This is a genomic window from Amycolatopsis sp. NPDC054798, from assembly GCF_053611505.1.
The window spans coordinates 54,544-74,162 of the sequence record NZ_JBSHAM010000026.1; the positions used below are offsets into that span (position 1 = coordinate 54,544).

Consider the following 19,619-nt stretch of genomic DNA (forward strand, 5'->3'; position numbering starts at 1 on the left):
AAGAAGGAGGTGTGCCCGAGACCGTGCGGAAGACGGTTCACAGAACGGCGATTACCGCGCCGGCCGGACGAAAACCCGGATTCACTGCGACGGTGCGTCCAGGCTCGCCAATGCCACGCGCACGGCGTCGACGGCTTCGTCTGGCGCGACCCCGAGTTCCCGGCTGTGCCGGGCGTATTCGGCGGCCGCGTTGCGAAGCAGCGTGCTCGCATCCGGCCGATCGGCCGGGCCGGTCACGACGGTCCCGCGTGCTCGTGCGGTGGTGACCCAGCCGGCGGCCTCAAGCTCGCGGTACACGCGGGCGACGGTCCCGGAGGCGAGCCCGAGGTCCCTCGAAAGCTGACGGATCGGCGGCAGACGGGCGTCCCGGGCAAGGGAGCCGGTCGTGATCGCGCGGACTATCTGGTCGTGCACCTGACGCCAGGGCGGAACCCCGCTTTCGGCGTCGACCACTACTCGCAGCGGCATCTACCGCGCTGCCGTGGTTGTCGCGCGCTGCTTCGACGGCGGGCCGACGATCGCGAGGAACGCGGCGACGGTGACCACGAACGCGAGGAACGAGGTGAGGTCTCCGACAGTCCAGCCGAGCGTGGCAGCCGTTCCGGTGCCGAGCCCGAGTGCGACGCGGGCGCTGCGAACGCGCAGCGCCAGGTCGACCTCCGGGTCGCCGGCGGCCGGACGCCGCACCGCGAGGAGCACGATGATCCACGACACCGCGGCCGCGCCGACGGTCACCGCCAGCGGGCCCCATTGCCGCACAACGGCGAGATGCACGACAGCGGCGACGGTGGCCAGCCCGGAGACGACGATCGTCCACAACGGAGCGAAATCGAGCACGCCGCGCGGTGCGAGCACGGCTTCCCTGCGGGGTTCCCGCGAGGGGCGCTGAGCGAGGATTTCGGCGGCGAGCCCGCCGAGCAGCACCACGAACACCAGCGAGTTCGCGTTCCGTTCGCCGACGAGATTCGCCGCGCCCGGGATGAGCGGGAGGCCGAGGAACAGCCACGGATACCAGAATCGCCGACGGCGCAGGTAGCGCACGGCCACCGGCACCTGGTCGGCGGTCGGGTTCCGCACGCCCCATTTCGCGAGCAGCCGGGCACCTTGCTTCTCGCCTGGCCACAACGCGACGAGGATGATCAGGCCGAACAGGCCGGTGATGCCCGCGACGGCGAGCGCCGAGTCGAGTTGCATCGTGGACCCCTCCCTCTTGTATCAAGTGCATGCTACAAGAGGGCGAGCGACTCTGCCGGGTGACGCTCTGTGGTCGTTTTCGGTGCCCGCTGGGCCGCCGCTGAAGGCAGGCATCCGGGTTCGCCCGTTTGTATGCAGGGCGTAGCGCGCCTGGTGGTGTGTTGTCGCGATGTGCTGCTCTGACCTCGTGAACTTGTCACGAACGTGACAAGAAATCGGTTTCTTCGCGGAGTGGTGACACATTTGGCGTTGGTTTTTCGATGTGTCGGGTGTCACCCCTCAACGGATGCGGGGGCTTCCGGCCGCGCTGTGGCGCGGCCGGGGAACCGGGGCGGAGCGAAGGAGCTGCGATGTCGGTGGAGCGGGGACTCGATCACGCTGTGCCGTCGGCTGCGCTGCCGCGCAAACTCGCCGAGATCCTGCGGCCCGAGCTGGCGAGCCTGTCCGCCGAGATCGTCGACGAAATCCGCGCGACGATTCCCGCCTACGCGCGGCCGCTCGACGGTCCGTACGGCAGATCGATCCGCGCGGGTGTCGAGTACGCGATCACGCTGTTCGTCGCGCAGATCGCCGACCCGCGGGTGTCGAAGGAGCAGTCGCACGAGGTGCACCATCGGCTCGGCCAGAACGAGATGCGGGAAGGACGGAGCCTCGACACCCTGCAGTCGGCCTACCGGGTCGGCGCGCGCGTGTCGTGGCGCCGGATCATGCGCGTCGGACGGCGAGCTGGCCTTTCGTCGGCGGTGATGTCGCAGCTGGCTGACGCCATGTTGGCGTTTATGGACGAATTGGCGTCTGTCGCGCTGGATGGCTACTTGGAGGCGAAAGCCCGCACCGCCGGTGCATTGGACACTTGGCGGCGACGGCTGCTCGGCGTCTTGCTGGAGGTGCCGGCCGCTCCGCCGAAAGCGATCGCGGAGCTGGCGCAGCTCACCGGCTGGGAGGTGCCGGAGCAGGCGTCGCCGATCGCCGTCCAATCGCCGCTGAACGGCAGGGCCCGCCGCCACGCGACGTTGGACTCGGACGTTCTGGCGGAACTGGACTCCGCCGAGCCGTGCATCGTCGTACCCGGCGAGGTCAACGGCGCGCGGCTCGCGACCCTCCAGGCCGCGCTGCCGAATTGCCGGTTGTCCGTCGGGCCGTGTGTGCCGCTGGCGAGCCTCGCCGATTCCCTGCGCTGGGCTCGCCGCACACTGGTTCTCGCCGATAGGGGGCGAATCCCTGCTGGGCGGGTGCTCCGCGCGGAGGAACACCTCGCTGCTTTGCTGGTGCATTCGGACGGCGCGCTGACCGAGCTTCTTCGCACCCGGCTTTTCGCCCCGCTGGCGGACATGACCGACAAACAACAGGACCGGCTGCTCGAAACCCTGCGCGCCTGGCTCGACAGTCAGGCGAACGTGGTCGAAATCGCCGAGCGCCTGCAAGTCCATCCGCAGACTGTGCGGTACCGCATGCGCCAATTGCAGGCGACGTTTGGCGAGCTGCTGCGCGATCCGGCCGCGCGGTTCGAAATGGAACTGGTCTTGCGCGCGGCCGCGGACGACCGGCCACGTTCGAGAGTGCCTTGGCCGCCGCAGCACCTCACCGGGGCGAACGTGGTGCCGGCCAGCCGTCGGCCCGCCTCCTGCGAGGACTCGCCGAGTCGCCGTTGATCGGCGAAAGCCTCGCCGCTGACTGGCGAGAGCTTAGTCGCTGACGGCGAGAGCTTCGCCGTCGATTGGCGAGAGCTTGGTCGCTAACCGGCGAAAGCTTCGCCCTTGACCGGCGAATGCCTCGCCGCCGACTGGCGAGAGCTTCGTCGCTAACCGGCGAAAGCCGTTGTTCCCGCGAAGACCGGAGCCACGCGTAACGAATACCGGCGTGCTCGCTGCCCCGCACCCCCAGCCGTTCCGGGCAGCTCGTCCGGTGTTCGCGTTTAGTTGGGCGGCTTGTCGGGGATCGGCGGGCACTTCTTGTGATCCGGGAACTTGTTCGAGGCGCATTCGACGAAGTTGACGTTGACGACCTTGGCCTGGTTGAGATTCGCCGTGGTGGAGGCCATGCCGGTGAGCAGCGGCTCGAGCGGTTCGGCGGTGCCGCAGTGGACGAACGGCGGCAGGGCGAAACCGCGGTAGTCGGGATCGGGCGAATTCGGGTCGGTGCTGATGATGCCGCCCGTCGTGGCGTTGTATTTGCCGGACAGGTTGAGGGACACCGGTTTGGCGGTGACGCAGTCCGGGCCGAGGTCCAGCGGTTCGCCGTTGATTCTGGCGTTGCTCATCCGGGCCATCACCTGGACGTGAGTGGTCAGGCGGACGCCGCCCCAGAGCTGGCCGGTGAGGTCGATCAGCTTGGAATTGTGGTAGTCGACGGGCAAGAACTCGACAGTGGCGGTCACCGGAACGAAGCCGAAACCGAGGAAGGTCGCGTCGACCGGACGGAAGCCGACGACGCCGGAGATCGTGCTCGGGTCGCGCGGGATGTAGTCAGGCGGGTCCAGGATGACCGTCCAGGATCCGTTGAGCACCCCGGTCCGGTTGCTGGTGACGGTCGCGCCCAGCCGGTAGACCGACGAGGTCGCCGTGACCTGGACGTAGTTGAGCGGGGTGATGAGCGGGAAACCGTCGTCCTTCGGCGTGACCGCGTTGCGGCCGGCTGCGGGCGGCGCAGGCGAAGGCGGAGGACTCGGTTTGCCTGGGCTTGCGGGGGCAGCGGGCACCTGGGTGGCGAGGATCGACGCCAGGGTGGTCGTCTGGTCCGGGAGGACGGTGCAGGTGACGGGGGTCGCCTCGGCAGCGCCTTCGGCAGCCGGTTTCAAGGCGATGGTCGGGGCACCGATGTCGAAGCTGACCTTGCCGGGGACGGTGATCGCCTGTTCCGGCAGGTCTGCGGTCGCGGTGAGCTTGACGTCGCCGTTTTCCGGCAACGGGGTCTCGGCGATCGTGAACGGTGTGGGGATCGCGGTGCGTCGGTCGCCTTGATGCGCGGTCAGGTCAAGGGTGAGACCGCCGCGGATGCCGTCTGCGGCCGTCGGCACCAGCTGGGTAGCGACGGCATGGGGGAGCGTGAAGGACGCGGTCAGGGAACGGAATTTCAGCCCGGACCCGACCTGCACGGTCGCGGGCACTGTGGCGGAGGCGGTGAGGGTGATCTGCTGGGAGCCGGCGGGGGCGGCGAATGGGCAATCAAGGACCACGTCCTTGCTGACCTGCTGCTCACCGGCCGACGACGGGGGCGGGGCGGCGACCGGCGTCGGGGTCTCGGTCGAGGCGGAGCTGACGCCGGTGAGCGCACCGGTGCCGATCGACAGGGCGCCTAGGACTGCGAGGGCGGCGAAAGCACCCCGGCGGGCCGGGCGGCGGGCGGAGCGCCCGCGTGATTCCGGCATGATGCGCCTCCTCGCCGCTCGGCACAGAGAATGGCTTCCGAGCGAAGTTACCGGTGAGTTTTACCGGTGCGCAAGCGTGGTCGGGAGACGGCAGATTTCCGTTGTCCGCAAGGGGTTTTCTTAGATTCATGGGCTAGTTCGGCACCGGGTTTTCATCGGATTCTGACAAAGAATCCGCGCATTCGCCTCGAAGGGCCCAGGGGCTGGAATCATCTTCGCGAGAAGCACGGAGGAAGGAGCTGCGATGGCGGCCGGACACCGGCGATGGGGCAAGGGTGCGGCAGCGGCCGCCGCAGTCGTCGTGGTGGGGGCGGGGGCGGCGTCGAGCGGCCCGGCTGTCGCGGTGAACGCATTGCAGACGAGTGCGGCGGGTGTCGTGACCTCAGCGCAGCTTGGGACCACGGCCGCAGCGCAGCCAGGGGCGGCAGGCAACGCGGCGGGCACGGTGACCGCGGCGCAACCGGGGGCGGCGGGCAGTGCGGCTGGATCGCAGCCGGGCGCGGGAAGTGCGGCCGGTGCGGCGAACGTCCCGCAGCTGACAGCGGCAGGAGGCATCTACCAGTGGGGGACCCGCGGCATGTCGGGACTGCCCGCGGCCACCACCTCGGGCCTCTCCGCAGTTTCCGCGGGCGGATTGTTCGGGCTGGCGCTCAAAAACGGTGCCGTCCTCGCTTGGGGCGACAACAATTTCGGCGAAAGCGAGGTGCCGGTGGACCTCGCGTCCGGCGTCACGCAGATCGCCGCGGGCTGGCTGCACGGCCTTGGCCTCAAGAACGGCAAGGTGTACGCGTGGGGGAACGACTGGTACGGCCAGACGGAGCTTCCGGCCTCGGTGTCCAGCGGGGTCACCGCGATTTCCGCCAGCACGGTGCACAGTCTCGCGTTGCTGCGCAACGGCCAAGTGGTGAGCTGGGGCAGCCGGGCGGACGTGCCGGACTTCGCCCAGTCCGGCGTCGACGCGATCTCAGCGGGCGGGGACCACAACCTCGTACTGAAGAACGGGTCCGTGCTTGCCTGGGGCAGCAACGGTTTCGGCCAGACGACGGTTCCCGTGGCGGCTCAGTCGGGGGTCACTGCCATATCAGCCGGGTACGAGCACAGTCTCGCGCTGAAAGACGGCGGGGTGATCGCCTGGGGACACAACAACTATGGCCAGACCAACGTGCCCGCGGCGGCGAAGAGCGGGGTGGTCGCCATCGACGCGGGGTGGAACCACAACCTGGCGGTCAAGGCGGACGGGTCGTTGGTCGCCTGGGGCAACAACTCGTATAACCAGGCGACAGTGCCGAAGCCGCCGGTGTGCGGGCCGGTCACCGGTCTGTCGGCGGGTTATGAGTTCGGCCTTGTGATCACTGACCGGTCGGTGCCTTGCCGCCATTGACGCTGGCGGGCAGTTCCCTAGCGGTGAATAGTGCTGGCTCCCGGTCTCTGGCCGGGAGCCAGTTTCTGTTCTATTGAAAGAGAATACGGGCCTTTTCCTGCTCGCTGTATCAGCAGAGGGGCGGTTCTCTGAACGTCGGACGGGAGCGGGTCTCATCGCTGAGGCGAGAGTGGATGGGCTGGGGCTTGGCCGTTGCCGGTGCGGGTGTGACTCCTCGCCGCCGGACCGGTGCCTGCGCCGAAGAGCGCGAGGACAGCCGCTCGATCCCCGTCTCGCGTCTGAAAGTTCCGGCGCTTCCAGCTGATTCCCGCTGACGAACCGGGTACTTGCCGGGGCCTGGCCGCGGTCCGGAAACGACAACGGAGGAGCGGCGCTCGGCCGCCCCTCCGCCGGAATGGGTCAGGAAATGGTTCCCGACGGGCTGAAGTCGGTGCCCGACGGGGCGGTGCACGTCATGGTCCACGGGGTCCAGCTGTTGTCCGACGGCTTGTGGAACTCGAGCTGGGCGGAGAGCGACGTGTCGAGGCCGAACGTCACCGTGCCGGGGCTGCTCGGCGCGGTGTAGGTCGGGATCGACGACGTCGACGTTTGCGCGATGTGCACCGTGATCGCGCCGCCAGCCGGGTAGATCTGCTCCGGGATTTGCAGGCCGGAGGCGGACGACGGGGACAGCGAACCGTTGTCGGCGGTGATCGGGACGTCGGCGGTGCCGCGGATGCCGTCGTAACCCGCGGCGGTGAGCAGCGCGTGGACCAGCGCGGTGATCGTCGCGGTGCCGGAAACGTTGGCGGGCGTCGTGGTGCCGTTGACCGGGATCGTGTCCGGGCCGTCGAACTGCGCGGTGACCGACACGTTCTGCGGCGGGATGGCCGGGAATGTGCAGCTGTAGTTCGCGGGGCCGGCCTGGTAGGTCGCGGTGGCGGCCGAGGCCGTGCCTGCGGTCAGGACCGCGATCGCGCCTACGGCGACACCAGTCACCACGCCCGTGGACAGTTTGCTGAGCCGGGGCATACCATTCTCCTTAGATCGGACTGCAGTTTTCGCGGCGATCCTGCGCAGTGGGGACGGAGGTTTCCGCGTATTCCGCTCCGGAACAGGTTTCGGGAACGGGGATCGGCTCGGTGGAAATACCGGCCGCGAGCCCAAGGTTACCCGCGAGTTCAGTCAGCAACAACCCTGGTCCGCGCCTGTTCCGCGGGTCGGCGACTGGACCGATTCTTTTGTCATCGAGGGGGTAAACCGTATCGGCGTTTCGTGCGAGCGTGACAATTCGGCGAAGATCGGGTATGCGAAAAAGGAGTGCCGGAAACAGTTCCGGCACTCCGTTTTCGCGGGGCGGATCAGTTCTTCGAGGTCAAGGTCAGGGAGATCGTGTTGTCCGGTCCGGACACCAGCGCGCCGAGGGCGAGATCGGCGATGAAGCAGTTCTTGAAGTCCGGGATGGTGTAATTGCCGGTGAGCGTGATCGGCTTGGTGATGTCGACGTTCGCCGCGGCCAGGTTCAGGTCGATCGGCTTGACGGTCGTGCAGCTTCCGGGCACGGTCGGCACCGGGAAGATCGGCACGATCGGGCCCGCCCAGATGTCGCTGATCTCCATGTTCGCGGTCTCGTGGGTGGTGAGGGTGCCGTTCGCGAGGGTGCCGGTCGCGGGCGCGGTCGGCGTGACGGTGACCTTCGCCTTGATCTTGAACCCGCCCGCGAGCAGCGAAATGTGCGCGGTCGCCGGCGGCAATTGCAGATTGGCGTTGAGGCCGACCGCTCCGGTTTGGTCGTCGACCAGAAGATTCCCGGCGAGACTGCCGGGTCCGAGGTCAAGGGTGCTGCCGGTCTTCTTCACGACCGTGCTGCCGGTCACCGAGTACGAGATCGGAATGGGTATTTCGGTCGCCGACGCGGGAACGGCGGCGGCGAGGCTGACCGCGGTCGCGGCGGCCGCCGCGAGCACGCCGGTACGGAAGATCCGGGAAATGGGCATGACGGTACTCCTTCGGCGATGATTGAATAGAATTTCATCGGGGCACGAGATCGGTGACGTACCAGTTTCCGTCAATTTTCTGAGCGGTGACGGACAGTTGTGCCGCGGCAGTTTCCGGAGTGGTGGAATTCCCCCTCGTGGCGGACTGGTCGAGGAAAACGAGCAACTGTGCGTGGTCGTCGGTGAGTTGCTGCACGGAGGTCGCGGAGACTCGCGAGGTGAGGGTCAGGCGCTGGCTCGGGGCCATGGTGCGGACCTGGGCGAAGAGCTTTTCGTAGGAATCGCGGGCCTGGCCGCGGAGCAGGGTCGCGGCGGCGCTCTCGGTGACGTCGGTTTTGTCGTAGGTGTAGGAGAAGATCTTGTTGAGGGAGAGGCTGATCGCGGAGGTGACCGCGGCGGTGGCGGGCTGGTCGGTCAGCGCGTGATTCGAGGCGGTGGCGGACGCGGTGGTCGAGCGCGCTTCGACGGTGCACCAGATGCCGGTGGCGGTGAGGAGGACGGTCAAGGCGAGCAGGAGGGCGGGGAGGCGGCGCGTGTGGTGAGAGGGGGAGGGGTTGGGATCTGCGGGAGTTGGGGTGGAAGGGGAGGGAGTCGGCTCGGCGTTGGCGGGAGGGGAGCTGGCAACAGCGGGAATCGGCTCGGCATCGACGGGATCGGCCGCAGCGGGCTGGGCGGTAGAGGACTGGGCGGCTTTGGGCTCGGCGACGGGAGGTCGGACCGCCCCGGCGTCGGTGTGCGCTTGGCCTGACTCGGAAGTCGTCGCGGACTGCTGAGGAGCTGAGCCAGAAAGCGGGGACGGTTGAGCGACCCCGCTGGCTGAGCGAGCGTCTTCCGCCGTGACGGCAGGCGGTTCTTCGGCCTCCGTTGCTGCAGCAGAAACCCCAGCAGGCTCGGTCCGTGACTTCGACCAGCGCAGGGCGAGCTTCATGATCCAGCCACCCCCAGCTGCTCCAGCGAGCTGAGTTTCCAGCCGGACGCCGTCCGGGCCAGTGTCGCTGCCAGGCGGGTGCGGCGGACGGGTTGTGCGGCACCGTCTTTGGTGACGGTGATTTCCACTGAGGCGAGGAGTTTCGCGGTGCCTGCGTCGGCGTCCAGGTCGGAGAGTCCGGCGTCGAGGACGTGGCCGGTCGTCGCAGAGCCGTCGGTGGGGACGCTGGTGGGCAGGGACGTTTGGAGGGCACCGGTCGTCGCGGCTTGCCAGTGGGTCAGGGCTTGGTCTCGGTGCTGGGGGTCGAAGGTGGTGACGGTGGTGATCAAGGCACTGCCGGCGGTGACGGCCTCGTCTCTGGCCGCGCCCGCGGTGGAGGCGGGGGCGGTCGCGGCGGAGTGCCACGACCAGGCTGACCAGGCGGCGAAAGCGGCTGCTGCGGTCAGGGCGATTCCGGCGGTCCACGTCAGGGTCCGGCGGGATTTGGCCAGGGATGCGGGGGAAGCGGAAGTATCGGAGGGACGGGAAGCGGCAGGCGGCGAGGAGACACCGTCAGAAAGAGAAGCGACCGTCAGTTTCCCTGGCGTAGCCACAGCATCTCCTCCAGATCAGTCGAGGTCGGAAGTCCCGCAGCCACGCCGGGAAGGCCGCCGGGCCGGGCAGGTTCCGGCACCCCGGCGCGCGGGGCGTTCTGCGAACCGCGCACCGAGGACGGGTCCCCAGCAGGCAGGGTGCAGGCGGCGGAAGTGTTGAACGGAAGCACCGGCAGCTCCGCGCTGCTGCGGACTTTCGTGCTCTCGTACCCTTTCCGGCACGGCAGCGGGTCGAAGAATGTCAAGGCCAGCGACAGTTTCCCGCCGTCGGGGGTGATGGCGGAGGAGGTCGCGGCCACGGTTTTCGGGAGGGTCACCAGCATTTGCTCCAGGCCGTCCGTGCGGACGCTGAAGACGTCCGCCGTCGTGAGGAGGTTTGCCAGCAGGATCGGCAGGCCGGGGCTGGTGTCCCGCAGCAAGCCCGTCACCTGCGAAGCGGCGGGTGGGGCGGTGGCGATCAGTTGCCGCAGGTCGCCGTCCGAGGAAGCGAGTTGCGCGGCGAACAGGCGGGCGTTTCGGCTGAAGTCTCGCCAGGCCGTCGAGGACGCGGCTTGCGTTTTCAGCACTGTCGAGCCGTCATTGATGAGTTTTGTTGTCTGGGGCAGGTGGGTGGACGCGGAGTTCGTGAACGATCTCGCGGTGTCCATCAGCAGTTGCAGGTCCGGGCCGGTGCCCTGCAACGCGTTGTCCAGTTCGTTCACCACGGTGCGCAGGTCCTCGGTCGGCACCGAAGCCGTCAGTGAGTCCACATCGGACAGGAACGTCTGCACGGGCAGCGGCAGGGTGGTCGAGCTGCGGGGGATGACGCTGCCGTCTTCCAGGTATGGGCCGCGGTCGTTCGACGGCTGGAGGTCGACGTACTGCTCGCCGACGGCGGAGCGGTTCGCGACGACGGCGCGGGAGTTCGAAGGGATCCTCGGCGCGGAGGTGTCCAGCAGCAAGTCCGCTTCCATGCCGTGTTCGGTCAGGCGCAGCTGGCCGATCCGGCCGACAGCCACGCCCCGGTAGGTGACCTCGCCGTTGGTGAAGATGCCGCCGCCTTCGGAAAGTTCCAGGCGCACGGTGTAGCTCCCGGCCCCGAACAGGCGCGCGATTCCGGCGTATTTCGCGCCGACGAAGGAAGTCGCGGCCAACGCGACTACGACGAAGGCGATGACTTGGAGCCGGATCCGTCTGGTGAGCATCAGCGGCCTCCGGACGGAAGCGGCAGCGTCGGAAGACCTGGCGGGACGCCTTGGCCCGGCGGAGGCAGCGGGACTCCGGGGCCTGGAGTCACCGACGCGTAGACGTTCAGGTAGTCGCCCTTGATCCCGTCCAGCACGGCGTCGGTGAAGGGGAACGAGGGCAGGATTTCCAGCGCCTTGGGCAGGTTTTGCCCGGCCTCGGCCAGCCGCCGCAGGATGGGGGCGAGTGCGCGCAGGTCGGCGGCCAGGTCGTCGCGGCTCTTGTTCGCGACGTCAGTGGCCACCGTGGACAGTTGGTCCAGCGATTGCAGCATCGTGACCAGCTGCGGCCGCTGGTCGGTGAGGGTCTTCAACCCCGGGGTCAGGTCGGTGAGGGCGTCGGCGATCTGCTCGTTCCGGTCGGCCAGCGACGCCGAGAGGTGGTTGAGGCCGTCCAGCGCGGCGGTGATGTCGCGGCGGTGCGCGTCGAGGTTCGTCATCAGCTGGTCGACCCCGGACAGGAAGCTGCGGATCTCCTCCTCGTTGCCGTCCATGGCCTTCGTCAGTTCGCGGTTGATCGTCTGCAGCTGCTCGATCCCGCCGCCGTTGAGCAGCAGCGACAGCGCGCCGAAAATCTCCTCGAACTCCGGGTTGCGGTTGGTTCGCGACACCGGGATCACGGCTTTGTCGCCCAGCTGCCCGGAAGGCGATTGGACGGGCGCGGCCAGCTCGACGAATTTCTCGCCGAGAAGAGACGACTGCCGCAGCCGGGCGATCGCGTTCGCGGGCAGGTGGACGTCGCCGTTTACCGCCAGGACGGTTTCGGCGGTCCAGCCGTCGGCGCCCAGCCGGATCGATTGGACTCGCCCGACCGGGACGTCGTCCACCTTCACCGCGGCCTGCGGAACCAGGTCCAAGACGTCGGCGAATTGGACGGTGACCTCGTACGGATGCGCGCCGAGGTCCGCGCCGCCGGGGAGCGGGAGGTCGTAGACGCCGCGGAAATTGCCGGGTGCCGAACAGCCGGCCAGCGTGCTCACCGCCAGCGCCAGGAAAAGCCGTCGCGCCTTCATCGGCCGCCTCCCGTCACGGCCACGCCCGTGGTGGGCAGCGGCAGGTATTCCAGCAGGTCAGCGCGGCCCTGCAGACGTCCGGTCTCCGGATCGAACGCGTTCAGCACGTTCGAAGCGGCCAGCGGGAGGACGTCCAGCGCCTCGGCCAGGGAAGCCCGCTGGTCGACCAGCGTCTGGGTCGTCTTCGCCAGCTTGTCCACATTGGACTTGATGGCGGCCCGGTTGTCCCGGATGAAGCCCTGGACGGAAGCCAGCGCACTGCCGAGCGAGCGCAGGGCTTCGGACAGTTCGCCCCGGTTCTCCGCGAGGGTGGCCGACACCTTGGCCAGCTGCTGGTTCACGTCCGCGACCTGGTGGTCGTTCGTGGCGAGCATGGTGGTGAACTTCTGCAGTTCGTCGACCGTTCCGAACAGGTCCGCCGAGTTTCCGGACAGCGTGCGGGCGAGGCGGGCGAAGTCGCGCACGGAGGTGTTGAACGCCTTGCCGTTGCCGTCCAGGTTCGCCGCGCCGGTGCGGAGGAGATCGGACAGCGCGCCGTGGGAGTTCGCGCCGTTCGGGCCGAGCGCTTTGCTCAGGGTGTCCAGGCTCGAGTACAGCTGGTCCAGCTCCACCGGCGTGCCCGTGCGGTCGGTGCCGATCACCGCGCCGTCGGCCAGCCGCGGGCCCTTGCGGGCGAGTTTGCCCAGCTGGACATAGCGGTCGGCGACCACGCTCGGGGCGATGACCAGCGCGGTCGTGTCGGCGGCGACCGCGACGTGTGGATCTACCGATAAGTCGACACGGACCTGGCCGCCCTGCGGAAGGACGGCGGTGACCTCGCCGATTTTCACCCCGAGCACCCGGACGTCGGAACCGCTGTAGACGCCGACGGCCCGCGAAAAGTACGCCGTGACGCGGTACCGGCCGGAGCCGGAGAACACCCACCACATCACGCCGCAGATCACCAAGGCCAGCACCAGCAGGTAGACGACGAAACGGTAAGCGCGCGTGGTCATTTCGGGCCTCCCAGCGGCGGGATGCAGGGATCGCGGTTCTCCGGGATGAGGCCGCACAGGTAGCTGTCGATCCAGCGGCCGTTGCCCCCGGCGTTGTTCAGCACGCGGAAGTACGGCCCGGCGAGCTTGAGGCTTTGCGCGAGGTTCGTGTCCTGCCGTTGCAGCAGGTCGGTCACCTGGTCGAGCTGCCGCAACGCCGGCGCGAGCTGAGCGGTGTTGTCCGAAACGAGCCCGGACAACTGCTTCGCGAGCTGCTGGGTCCCGACGAGCAGCTGATGGATCGCGTCGCGGCGGTGGTCCAGTTCGGTGAGCAGCAGGTCGCCGTCCTTGACGAGCTTTTCGAAGTCGTCGTTCGAGTTGGCGATGGTGGTGGTCAGTTTGCGCGCGTTGGACAGCAGTTCGGAGATCTCGTTGTCGCGCGACGAGATCGTTTTCGACAACGCGCTGAGCCCGTCGAGCGCGGTGCGGACGTGCTGCGGGGAGTTGCGGAAGGTGTCGCTGATCGTGGAGAAACTGCTCGCGAGCTGCTTCGTGTCGATCGCGCCCGCGGTGTCGGCGAGGCCGTTGAACGCGTCGGTCACGTCGTAGGGAGTCACCGTGCGGTCGCGGGGAATCGGCTGGTCCGGGTTCTGCTCCGCCCGCCCTGCCGGGTCGAGGGCGAGGAACTTCCGGCCCAGCAGCGTTTTGATCTTGATCTGCGCCGACGTCCGGTCGCCGATCCAGGCGTTCTTGACCCGGAAGCTGACCAGCACGTGGTCGTCGTCCAGGTCCACTTCGGACACCTCGCCGACCTTGATCCCGGCGATCCGCACCTCGTCGTCCGCCTGCAGCCCGGCGGCCTCGGTGAATTCGGCCTGGTAGGTGGTGCCGCCGAGGAACGGCAGGCGGTTGTAGTTGAGCGTGCCGGTGAGCACCGCGGCCAGCGCGACGCTGCCGACGATCCCCAGCACGAGCGGGTTGCGCTCCCGGAACGACTTCACGCGCCGCACCTCTCAGCGGTGGCTGGCACGCCGCGCGGCGGCGACGATTCCAGGACGGCTTTGCAGAGGTAGAAGTTCATCCACGAGCCGTACGAACCGAGCGTGCCGATGCCGTTCATCTTCCGCGGCAGCGTGGTCAGTGCCTTGTCCACGTCGGCCTCTCCCCGGTTGAGGTTCTGGGTCAGCGTGTCGAGGCCGGAGATGCTGTCTTTGAGCCCTGGCCGGATTTCGGTGAGCAGCCCGCTGGTGGACTGCGTCAGCTCGGCCAAGCCGGACACCGCGTCGCCGATCGCCGTGCGGTCCTCGGCGAGCCCGGACACTAGCTGGCGCAGGGTCGACACGAGCGTCGCGAGCGAATCTCCCTTGCCGTTCACGGTTTTCAGCACCGAGTTCAGGTTTCCGATCACTTCGCCGATCACTCGGTCCCGGCTGGCGAGCGTGCTGGTGAGCGATCCGGTGTGCTGCAGCAGTTCGGTTACTGTGCCGCCTTCTCCTTGCAGCACTTGGACGATCTCGCCGGACAGATCGTTGACGTCCTTGGGCGAAAGTGCCTGGAAGAGCGGTTTGAAGCCGTTGAACAGGTCGGTCAGGTCGAGCGCGGGAGTCGTGCGGTCCAGCGGGATTTCGCCGCCCGGCGGCAGCACTCCGGAACTGTTGCGCGGGCGTTCCAGCGCGATATAGCGCTGGCCGACCATGTTGCGGTACTTGATCACGGCGGTCACGTTGGCGGGCACTGTGCGGCCGTTCTCCAGCGAGAAACTGATGTGCGCGCGGTTGTGGTCCACCACGTCGAGGCCCTCGATCTGCCCGACCTTCACCCCGGAAATCCGCACGTCGTCCCCGACGTTCAAAGCGGTGGCGTCGAGGAAAGTGGCTCCGTACCGTTCGCTCCCGCCGACCGAGCCGCCGGTGATCGACAACGCGAGAACGACGGTCGCGAGAACGGTGACGAAAATGAAGATCAGGCTTTTGACCAGCGGAGCGGCCAGGTTTCTCACTTCGCCGTCACCTCCGTTCCGCGGTAGAGCGGGCCGACGAGCACGCTGCTCCACATCGGCACCTCAGCGGTCGAAATGCCCAGCGAGGGCGCGATCAGCGGAGCCAGGAACTGTTGCTCCTGCGGGGAATTCGCGACGCCGAGGTCGCCGCTCGACGGCACGGCCGCCGGAGTTCCAGCACTCGGCATCACCCCGCTCGGGTAGCAGCGCGGGCCGCTCTTCTCGGTGTACGCGGGTTCGTCCTTGCCTGGCACGTATTTCCCCCGCGGCTTGGACACCGTGACCTCGACGTGCAGCCCGGGTTCCTTCGTTCCGGCGCCGAGGACCCGGTCCATCGACGGTTTCAAGTCGGTCAGCGCCTGTAGAGTGCAAGGGAAGCTGGGGGAGTACTTAGCGCCGATTTCGAGTGGACGGCGGCTGTCCGCGGACAACGCGATGATGTTGTCGCGGTTCTGCTGTAGGAACGTGGTGAGATCCCGCGAGGACGCGGTGACCTGCTGATACAGCGAGCCGAGGTCAGTGCGCTTCGCGTTGATCGTGCCGAGGGTGACTGACGAATCGGTGAGCGCGTCGAGCAGATCGGGTGCGATGTCGCCGTACATCTGGGTGACGGTGGCCAGATCGCGCACGTTGCGGTCCAGCTGCGGCAGGTTCGGGTTGAACCGCCGCAGGTAGTCCGACGCGGTCGCCAAGGTCTGTCCCAGCTCCGCGCCCCGGCCTTGCAGCGCCGTGGACACCGCGGTCAGCGTGATCGACAGTTTCTGCGGCTGCACGGCTTTCAGCACTGGGAGCAGGTTGTCGAAGACCCGCTCCAGTTCGATCGCGTTCGCCGACCGGTCCTGCGAGATCACGTCTCCCGCCCGCAACGCCCGCTTCCGGTCAGTGTCCGGAATGGACAGTTGCACGTACCGTTCGCCGAAGAGGGTCTTGGGCACCAGCAGCGCGGAGACGTTGACCGGCAGCCATTTCACCTGGTCCGGCTCCAACGCGAGCGAGATCTCCGCGCCGCCGCGGATCGCGCGCACGCCCCGGACCTCGCCGACCACGACCCCGCGTGCCTTCACCTGCCCGCCCGCGCGCAGCTGGTTGCCGACGCGATCGGCCCGCAGCGTCACCGGGACCGTGGTGGTGAAGTCTTTGTTGTAGATCTTCACCGTGAGCACCACGAACGCCGACAGCGCCGCCAGGAACAGCACCCCGGCGGTGCGGACCCCGGTCTTGTGCCAGCGCCGGTTCATCCGGCCACCTGCACGGTCGTCGTCGCGCCCCAGATCGCGAGGCTGAGGAAGAAGTCCAGGACGCTGATCGCGACGATCGCCGTCCGCACCGCCCGGCCGACCGCGACCCCGACACCGGCCGGGCCGCCGCTCGCGCGGAAGCCGTAATAGCAATGCGCCAGCACCACGACCACGCTGAAGACCAGCACTTTCCCGAACGACCACAGCACGTCGCCGGGCGGCAGGAACAGCAGGAAGTAATGGTCGTACGTGCCCGCTGATTGCCCGAAGCCCCACACGGTGACCTGCCGCGACGCGAGATACGACGACAGCAGCCCCACCGCGTACAGCGGAATCACCGCGATGAACCCGGCGATCACCCGCGTGGTCACCAGGTATGGCACGCTCGGGATGCCCATCACTTCGAGCGCGTCGATCTCCTCCGAGATCCGCATCGCGCCCAGCTGCGCGGTGAACCCGCAGCCGACCGTCGCCGACAACGCCAGCCCGGCCACCAGCGGAGCGATCTCGCGCGTGTTGAAGTAGGCCGAGATGAACCCGGCGAACGCCGACGTGCCCACCTGGTTCAGCGCCGAATACCCTTGCAGCCCAACGACAGTCCCGGTCGCGACGGTCATCCCGACCATTACGCCGATGGTCCCGCCGATCACCGCCAGCGCGCCGCTGCCGAAGCTCACCTCGGCCAGGAGCCGGACGATCTCGCGCAGGTACCGGCGCACCGCGCGCGGCACCCAGCCGAGCGCGCGCAGGAAGAACAGGATCTGGTCGCCGAGAGTGTCGAGGAAGCCCAGTCTGCGGTCGATGGCTTCGAGCACGCGCGTCGGGGTCGGGGTGGCCATCAGCTTCCCTTCGGCGGCACGAGCTGGAGGTACACCGTGGTGAGGATCAGGTTCAGCACGAACAGCAGCAGGAACGTGATGACGACGGACTGGTTCACCGCGTCGCCCACACCCTTCGGCCCGCCGCGCGGGTTCAGTCCCCGATACGACGCGACGACCGCGGCCACGAAACCGAACAACAGCGCCTTGATCTCGCTGATCCACAGGTCCGGCAGCTGCGCCAGCGCGGAGAAACTCGCCAGGTACGCACCCGGTGTGCCGCCCTGCATGATCACGTTGAAGAAATAGCCGCCGAGGACGCCGACCACGCTGACCATGCCGTTGAGGAACACCGCGACGCCCATCGCGGCCAGCACTCGCGGCACGATCAGCCGCTGGATCGGTGAAACCCCCAGCACCTCCATCGCGTCGATTTCCTCGCGGATGGTGCGCGAACCGAGATCGGCGCACATCGCACTGCCGCCCGCGCCCGCGATCAGCAGCGCGGTCACGATCGGGCTGGCCTGCTGGATGATCGCGAGCACGCTCGCCGCTCCGGTGAACGACTGCGCGCCGATCTGCGTGGTCAGCGACCCGATGTGCAGCGCGATCACCGCACCGAACGGGATCGACACCAGCGCCGTCGGCAGGATCGACACGCTCGCGATGAACCAGAACTGCTGCACGAGTTCGCGGAACTGGAACGGACGGCGGAACGTCAACCGGACGACGTCAAGCCCCAGTGCGTAGAGCCGGCCGGTCTGGTGCAATGCCGCGGCGCCGGGAAACGCCATCGCCCGACCTCCCAGCGATTTCCGGGCACGGCGGAATGCCCGCCGAACGTCCGTTCCGGTGCTGATCCGTTTGGCGGACCGGTCCGGAAGGAAAACGTCGGCGGGGTTACCGTGCGGTTTCGTTACTGGTCAGTACGCTAACGAGGGCCTTGCCCGCAGACAAGAACTTGCCCCGGTCCGCGGGGTCACGGCGGCGTAACCGCCGAATTCTTGTGCGGTTGTGACAACTGCCGGGAATGCGGTTGTCAGCACCGGAAAATAAATACCGGTGCGGCGGTTTCCGGAGATTTCAGCGGGCGAGCCAGCGGTGCAGGGAAGCGGTGAGCGCCTCGGGTGCGTCGAGCTGGACGAGGTGTCCGGCCGAACGGACTAATTCCAGTCCGGCACCCGGAATCATGCCGGCGAGCCGGTGCGCGCGGTCGACCGGGATCCAGGTGTCCTCAGTGCCCCAGACAATGTGCGTGGGCACACTGACGTCGCGGTAGCGCGGCTCGATTTCGTCGGTGTAGCGCTGATCGGCCTGCGCGATCTGCCGGTAGAACGCCGCTTGCCCAGCCTCGCCGAGCCACGGCGCGACGAGCATGTCGTGCGCTTCCGCGGGCAACGGACGATGGGCGGCACCGGCGATGTACTCCCGCACCAGCGCTTCGTGCAGATTCGGCGGCAGCTGCGCGAACACGGCTGCGTTCTCCGCCACCAAACGGAAGAACTCCGAACCCCACGGCGCGAGCGCGACGACGTCCACCAAGGCCAGCGACCGGTAAGCCGCGCCGTGCAACAGAAACGCGCGCAGGCTGACCGCGCCGCCGTAGTCGTGCGCCACCACGTCCGGCTCTTCGAGCCCCCAGTGGTCCAGCAGCGCGGCGAAAGTCTCGCCCTGCGCGGCCAGCGAAACGTCCTGGCCTTCAGCCATCGTGGAACTGCCGTAGCCCGGCATGTCCCACAGGTACACGGTGAAGTCAGCCGCGAACGTCGACGCGATCGGCTCCCACAGCTTCGACGACCACGGCGTGCCGTGGCAGAAGACCAGCGGCGGCCCCGAACCCTGCCGGGACCACCGCACCCGCTGCCCGTGCTTCCCTTGCCAGTCGAAGATCTCCATCAGCGCTTCAAATCAGCGACGATCTCGTACGAGCGCACCCGGTCCTCGTGGCCGTGCACCATCGTGGTGATCATCAGCTCGTTCGCGTCGGTGTCGGCCAGCAGCTGGTCCAGTCCCTTCCGGACGGTCTCCGGCCCGCCGACGATGCTCGACCCGAACCGCTCGGCGAGGAACGCGCGGTCCATTTCGGTGTACGGGTACTCGGCGGCGTCCTCCGGCGTCGGCAGCGCGATCGGACGGCCGCGGCGCAGGCTGAGGAAGGTCAGCCCGCTCGGCCCGGCCAGATACTCCGCGCGCTCGTCGGTCTCGGCGGCGATCACCTGCACGCCCAGCATCACGTACGGCTCGGAAAGCACCTCGGACGGACGGAAGTTCTCGCGGTACAGCCGAACCGCCGGCAGCGTGTTCTCGGCCGCGAAGTGGTGCGCGAAGGAGAACGGCAGCCCCAGCTGTCCGGCCAGCTGCGCGCTGAAACCGGACGAACCCAGCAGCCACACCGGCGGCTTGTTGCCCTCGGCGGTGACCGCGTTGACGCCGCGCGCCGCGTCCGGCTCGAAGTAGCCGATGAGTTCCATCAGGTGCTCGGGGAAGTTCTCCGCGGACAGCCCGCCCGGCCCGCGCAGCGCGAGCGCGGTGCGCTGGTCGGTGCCAGGGGCGCGGCCGATGCCGAGGTCGATCCGGCCCGGGTGGAACGCCTCCAGCGTGCCGAACTGCTCGGCCACCACGAGCGGCGCGTGGTTCGGGAGCATGATCCCGCCGGAGCCGACGCGGATGGACTCGGTGGCGTCCGCGACGTGCCCGATCAGCACCGCCGTGGCCGAGCTGGCGATGCCCGGCATGTTGTGGTGCTCGGCGAGCCAGTACCGGTGATAGCCCAGCCGCTCGGCGTTGCGGGCGAGATCGAGCGTGTTGCGCAGCGCCTCGCCGACCCCCTTCCCTTCGGAAACGGGGGACAGGTCGAGCACGGACAGCGGCACGTCAGGCAGGGAAGTCACGTACAGCAGTAACGCGCGCGGCCG

19 protein-coding genes are annotated in these 19,619 nt (G+C 68.2%); 2 read left to right on the forward strand and 17 right to left on the reverse strand.

Annotation, left to right across the window (positions count from 1 at the left end; genetic code table 11):
- Positions 1-81: 81 nt before the first annotated feature.
- Positions 82-468, reverse strand: coding sequence for a GntR family transcriptional regulator (locus ACWGIC_RS18265; RefSeq protein WP_452077110.1), 387 nt, complete (start codon positions 466-468; stop codon positions 82-84).
- Positions 469-1,194 carry a hypothetical protein gene (locus ACWGIC_RS18270; protein WP_452077111.1) on the reverse strand — a complete coding sequence of 242 codons (726 nt, stop codon included), beginning with the start codon at positions 1,192-1,194 and terminating at the stop codon, positions 469-471.
- A 350-nt stretch (positions 1,195-1,544) separates the two neighbouring features.
- Here ACWGIC_RS18270 and ACWGIC_RS18275 point away from each other — a divergent pair, with 350 nt between their 5' ends.
- The gene (locus tag ACWGIC_RS18275) at positions 1,545-2,846 is read left to right on the forward strand and encodes a PucR family transcriptional regulator (protein ID WP_452077112.1); all 1,302 of its coding nucleotides are present in this window, start codon (positions 1,545-1,547) and stop codon (positions 2,844-2,846) included.
- A gap of 263 nt (positions 2,847-3,109) precedes the next feature.
- Here ACWGIC_RS18275 and ACWGIC_RS18280 read toward each other — a convergent pair whose 3' ends face one another.
- Positions 3,110-4,561 carry a DUF6801 domain-containing protein gene (locus ACWGIC_RS18280; RefSeq protein ID WP_452077113.1) on the reverse strand — a complete coding sequence of 484 codons (1,452 nt, stop codon included), beginning with the start codon at positions 4,559-4,561 and terminating at the stop codon, positions 3,110-3,112.
- A 244-nt stretch (positions 4,562-4,805) separates the two neighbouring features.
- Here ACWGIC_RS18280 and ACWGIC_RS18285 point away from each other — a divergent pair, with 244 nt between their 5' ends.
- Entirely contained in the window at positions 4,806-5,942 is a 1,137-nt protein-coding gene (locus tag ACWGIC_RS18285) for an RCC1 domain-containing protein (protein ID WP_452077114.1), read from the forward strand.
- A gap of 399 nt (positions 5,943-6,341) precedes the next feature.
- Here ACWGIC_RS18285 and ACWGIC_RS18290 read toward each other — a convergent pair whose 3' ends face one another.
- The 14 genes from ACWGIC_RS18290 to ACWGIC_RS18355 form a co-directional block, all read right to left on the reverse strand.
- The gene (locus ACWGIC_RS18290; protein ID WP_452077115.1) at positions 6,342-6,953 is read right to left on the reverse strand and encodes a DUF6801 domain-containing protein; all 612 of its coding nucleotides are present in this window, start codon (positions 6,951-6,953) and stop codon (positions 6,342-6,344) included.
- A 329-nt stretch (positions 6,954-7,282) separates the two neighbouring features.
- Positions 7,283-7,918: a hypothetical protein gene (locus ACWGIC_RS18295; RefSeq protein ID WP_452077116.1), complete on the reverse strand. Its 636-nt coding sequence runs from the start codon at positions 7,916-7,918 to the stop codon at positions 7,283-7,285.
- A gap of 34 nt (positions 7,919-7,952) precedes the next feature.
- Positions 7,953-8,423, reverse strand: a complete 471-nt coding sequence (locus ACWGIC_RS18300; RefSeq protein ID WP_452077117.1) for a hypothetical protein — start codon at positions 8,421-8,423, stop codon at positions 7,953-7,955.
- Between the two features lie 419 nt (positions 8,424-8,842).
- On the reverse strand, positions 8,843-9,439 hold the full coding sequence (locus ACWGIC_RS18305; protein ID WP_452077118.1) for a hypothetical protein: 597 nt from the start codon (positions 9,437-9,439) through the stop codon (positions 8,843-8,845).
- Positions 9,418-10,623 (reverse strand): MCE family protein, encoded by a 1,206-nt coding sequence (locus ACWGIC_RS18310; protein ID WP_452077119.1) that lies wholly within the window; start codon positions 10,621-10,623, stop codon positions 9,418-9,420. Before ACWGIC_RS18310 ends, ACWGIC_RS18305 begins: the two co-directional genes overlap by 22 nt.
- Positions 10,623-11,675, reverse strand: coding sequence for an MCE family protein (locus ACWGIC_RS18315; protein ID WP_452077120.1), 1,053 nt, complete (start codon positions 11,673-11,675; stop codon positions 10,623-10,625). The genes ACWGIC_RS18310 and ACWGIC_RS18315 overlap by 1 nt, the downstream gene beginning before the upstream one ends.
- Positions 11,672-12,670: an MCE family protein gene (locus ACWGIC_RS18320; protein WP_452077121.1), complete on the reverse strand. Its 999-nt coding sequence runs from the start codon at positions 12,668-12,670 to the stop codon at positions 11,672-11,674. Before ACWGIC_RS18320 ends, ACWGIC_RS18315 begins: the two co-directional genes overlap by 4 nt.
- Positions 12,667-13,650, reverse strand: coding sequence for an MCE family protein (locus ACWGIC_RS18325; protein ID WP_452077122.1), 984 nt, complete (start codon positions 13,648-13,650; stop codon positions 12,667-12,669). The genes ACWGIC_RS18320 and ACWGIC_RS18325 overlap by 4 nt, the downstream gene beginning before the upstream one ends.
- Positions 13,647-14,648, reverse strand: a complete 1,002-nt coding sequence (locus ACWGIC_RS18330) for an MCE family protein (protein WP_452077123.1) — start codon at positions 14,646-14,648, stop codon at positions 13,647-13,649. The genes ACWGIC_RS18325 and ACWGIC_RS18330 overlap by 4 nt, the downstream gene beginning before the upstream one ends.
- Positions 14,645-15,886 (reverse strand): MCE family protein, encoded by a 1,242-nt coding sequence (locus ACWGIC_RS18335; RefSeq protein WP_452077124.1) that lies wholly within the window; start codon positions 15,884-15,886, stop codon positions 14,645-14,647. The genes ACWGIC_RS18330 and ACWGIC_RS18335 overlap by 4 nt, the downstream gene beginning before the upstream one ends.
- Entirely contained in the window at positions 15,883-16,725 is an 843-nt protein-coding gene (locus tag ACWGIC_RS18340; RefSeq protein ID WP_134665503.1) for an MlaE family ABC transporter permease, read from the reverse strand. Before ACWGIC_RS18340 ends, ACWGIC_RS18335 begins: the two co-directional genes overlap by 4 nt.
- Positions 16,725-17,498 carry an MlaE family ABC transporter permease gene (locus ACWGIC_RS18345; RefSeq protein WP_009074192.1) on the reverse strand — a complete coding sequence of 258 codons (774 nt, stop codon included), beginning with the start codon at positions 17,496-17,498 and terminating at the stop codon, positions 16,725-16,727. The genes ACWGIC_RS18340 and ACWGIC_RS18345 overlap by 1 nt, the downstream gene beginning before the upstream one ends.
- Positions 17,499-17,787: 289 nt before the next feature.
- Positions 17,788-18,600 carry an alpha/beta fold hydrolase gene (locus ACWGIC_RS18350; protein WP_452077125.1) on the reverse strand — a complete coding sequence of 271 codons (813 nt, stop codon included), beginning with the start codon at positions 18,598-18,600 and terminating at the stop codon, positions 17,788-17,790.
- Positions 18,600-19,595, reverse strand: a complete 996-nt coding sequence (locus tag ACWGIC_RS18355; RefSeq protein WP_452077126.1) for an LLM class flavin-dependent oxidoreductase — start codon at positions 19,593-19,595, stop codon at positions 18,600-18,602. The genes ACWGIC_RS18350 and ACWGIC_RS18355 overlap by 1 nt, the downstream gene beginning before the upstream one ends.
- Between the last annotated feature and the right edge of the window lie 24 nt (positions 19,596-19,619).

Bases quoted from the DNA above. Each gene is read 5' to 3' on its own strand.
- ACWGIC_RS18265 (WP_452077110.1), bottom strand. From the start codon at position 468: ATGCCGCTGCGAGTAGTGGTCGACGCCGAAAGCGGGGTTCCGCCCTGG.
- ACWGIC_RS18270 (WP_452077111.1), bottom strand. From the start codon at position 1,194: ATGCAACTCGACTCGGCGCTCGCCGTCGCGGGCATCACCGGCCTGTTC.
- ACWGIC_RS18275 (WP_452077112.1), top strand. From the start codon at position 1,545: ATGTCGGTGGAGCGGGGACTCGATCACGCTGTGCCGTCGGCTGCGCTG.
- ACWGIC_RS18280 (WP_452077113.1), bottom strand. From the start codon at position 4,561: ATGCCGGAATCACGCGGGCGCTCCGCCCGCCGCCCGGCCCGCCGGGGT.
- ACWGIC_RS18285 (WP_452077114.1), top strand. From the start codon at position 4,806: ATGGCGGCCGGACACCGGCGATGGGGCAAGGGTGCGGCAGCGGCCGCC.
- ACWGIC_RS18290 (WP_452077115.1), bottom strand. From the start codon at position 6,953: ATGCCCCGGCTCAGCAAACTGTCCACGGGCGTGGTGACTGGTGTCGCC.
- ACWGIC_RS18295 (WP_452077116.1), bottom strand. From the start codon at position 7,918: ATGCCCATTTCCCGGATCTTCCGTACCGGCGTGCTCGCGGCGGCCGCC.
- ACWGIC_RS18310 (WP_452077119.1), bottom strand. From the start codon at position 10,623: ATGCTCACCAGACGGATCCGGCTCCAAGTCATCGCCTTCGTCGTAGTC.
- ACWGIC_RS18315 (WP_452077120.1), bottom strand. From the start codon at position 11,675: ATGAAGGCGCGACGGCTTTTCCTGGCGCTGGCGGTGAGCACGCTGGCC.
- ACWGIC_RS18320 (WP_452077121.1), bottom strand. From the start codon at position 12,670: ATGACCACGCGCGCTTACCGTTTCGTCGTCTACCTGCTGGTGCTGGCC.
- ACWGIC_RS18335 (WP_452077124.1), bottom strand. From the start codon at position 15,886: ATGAACCGGCGCTGGCACAAGACCGGGGTCCGCACCGCCGGGGTGCTG.
- ACWGIC_RS18340 (WP_134665503.1), bottom strand. From the start codon at position 16,725: ATGGCCACCCCGACCCCGACGCGCGTGCTCGAAGCCATCGACCGCAGA.
- ACWGIC_RS18345 (WP_009074192.1), bottom strand. From the start codon at position 17,498: ATGGCGTTTCCCGGCGCCGCGGCATTGCACCAGACCGGCCGGCTCTAC.
- ACWGIC_RS18350 (WP_452077125.1), bottom strand. From the start codon at position 18,600: ATGGAGATCTTCGACTGGCAAGGGAAGCACGGGCAGCGGGTGCGGTGG.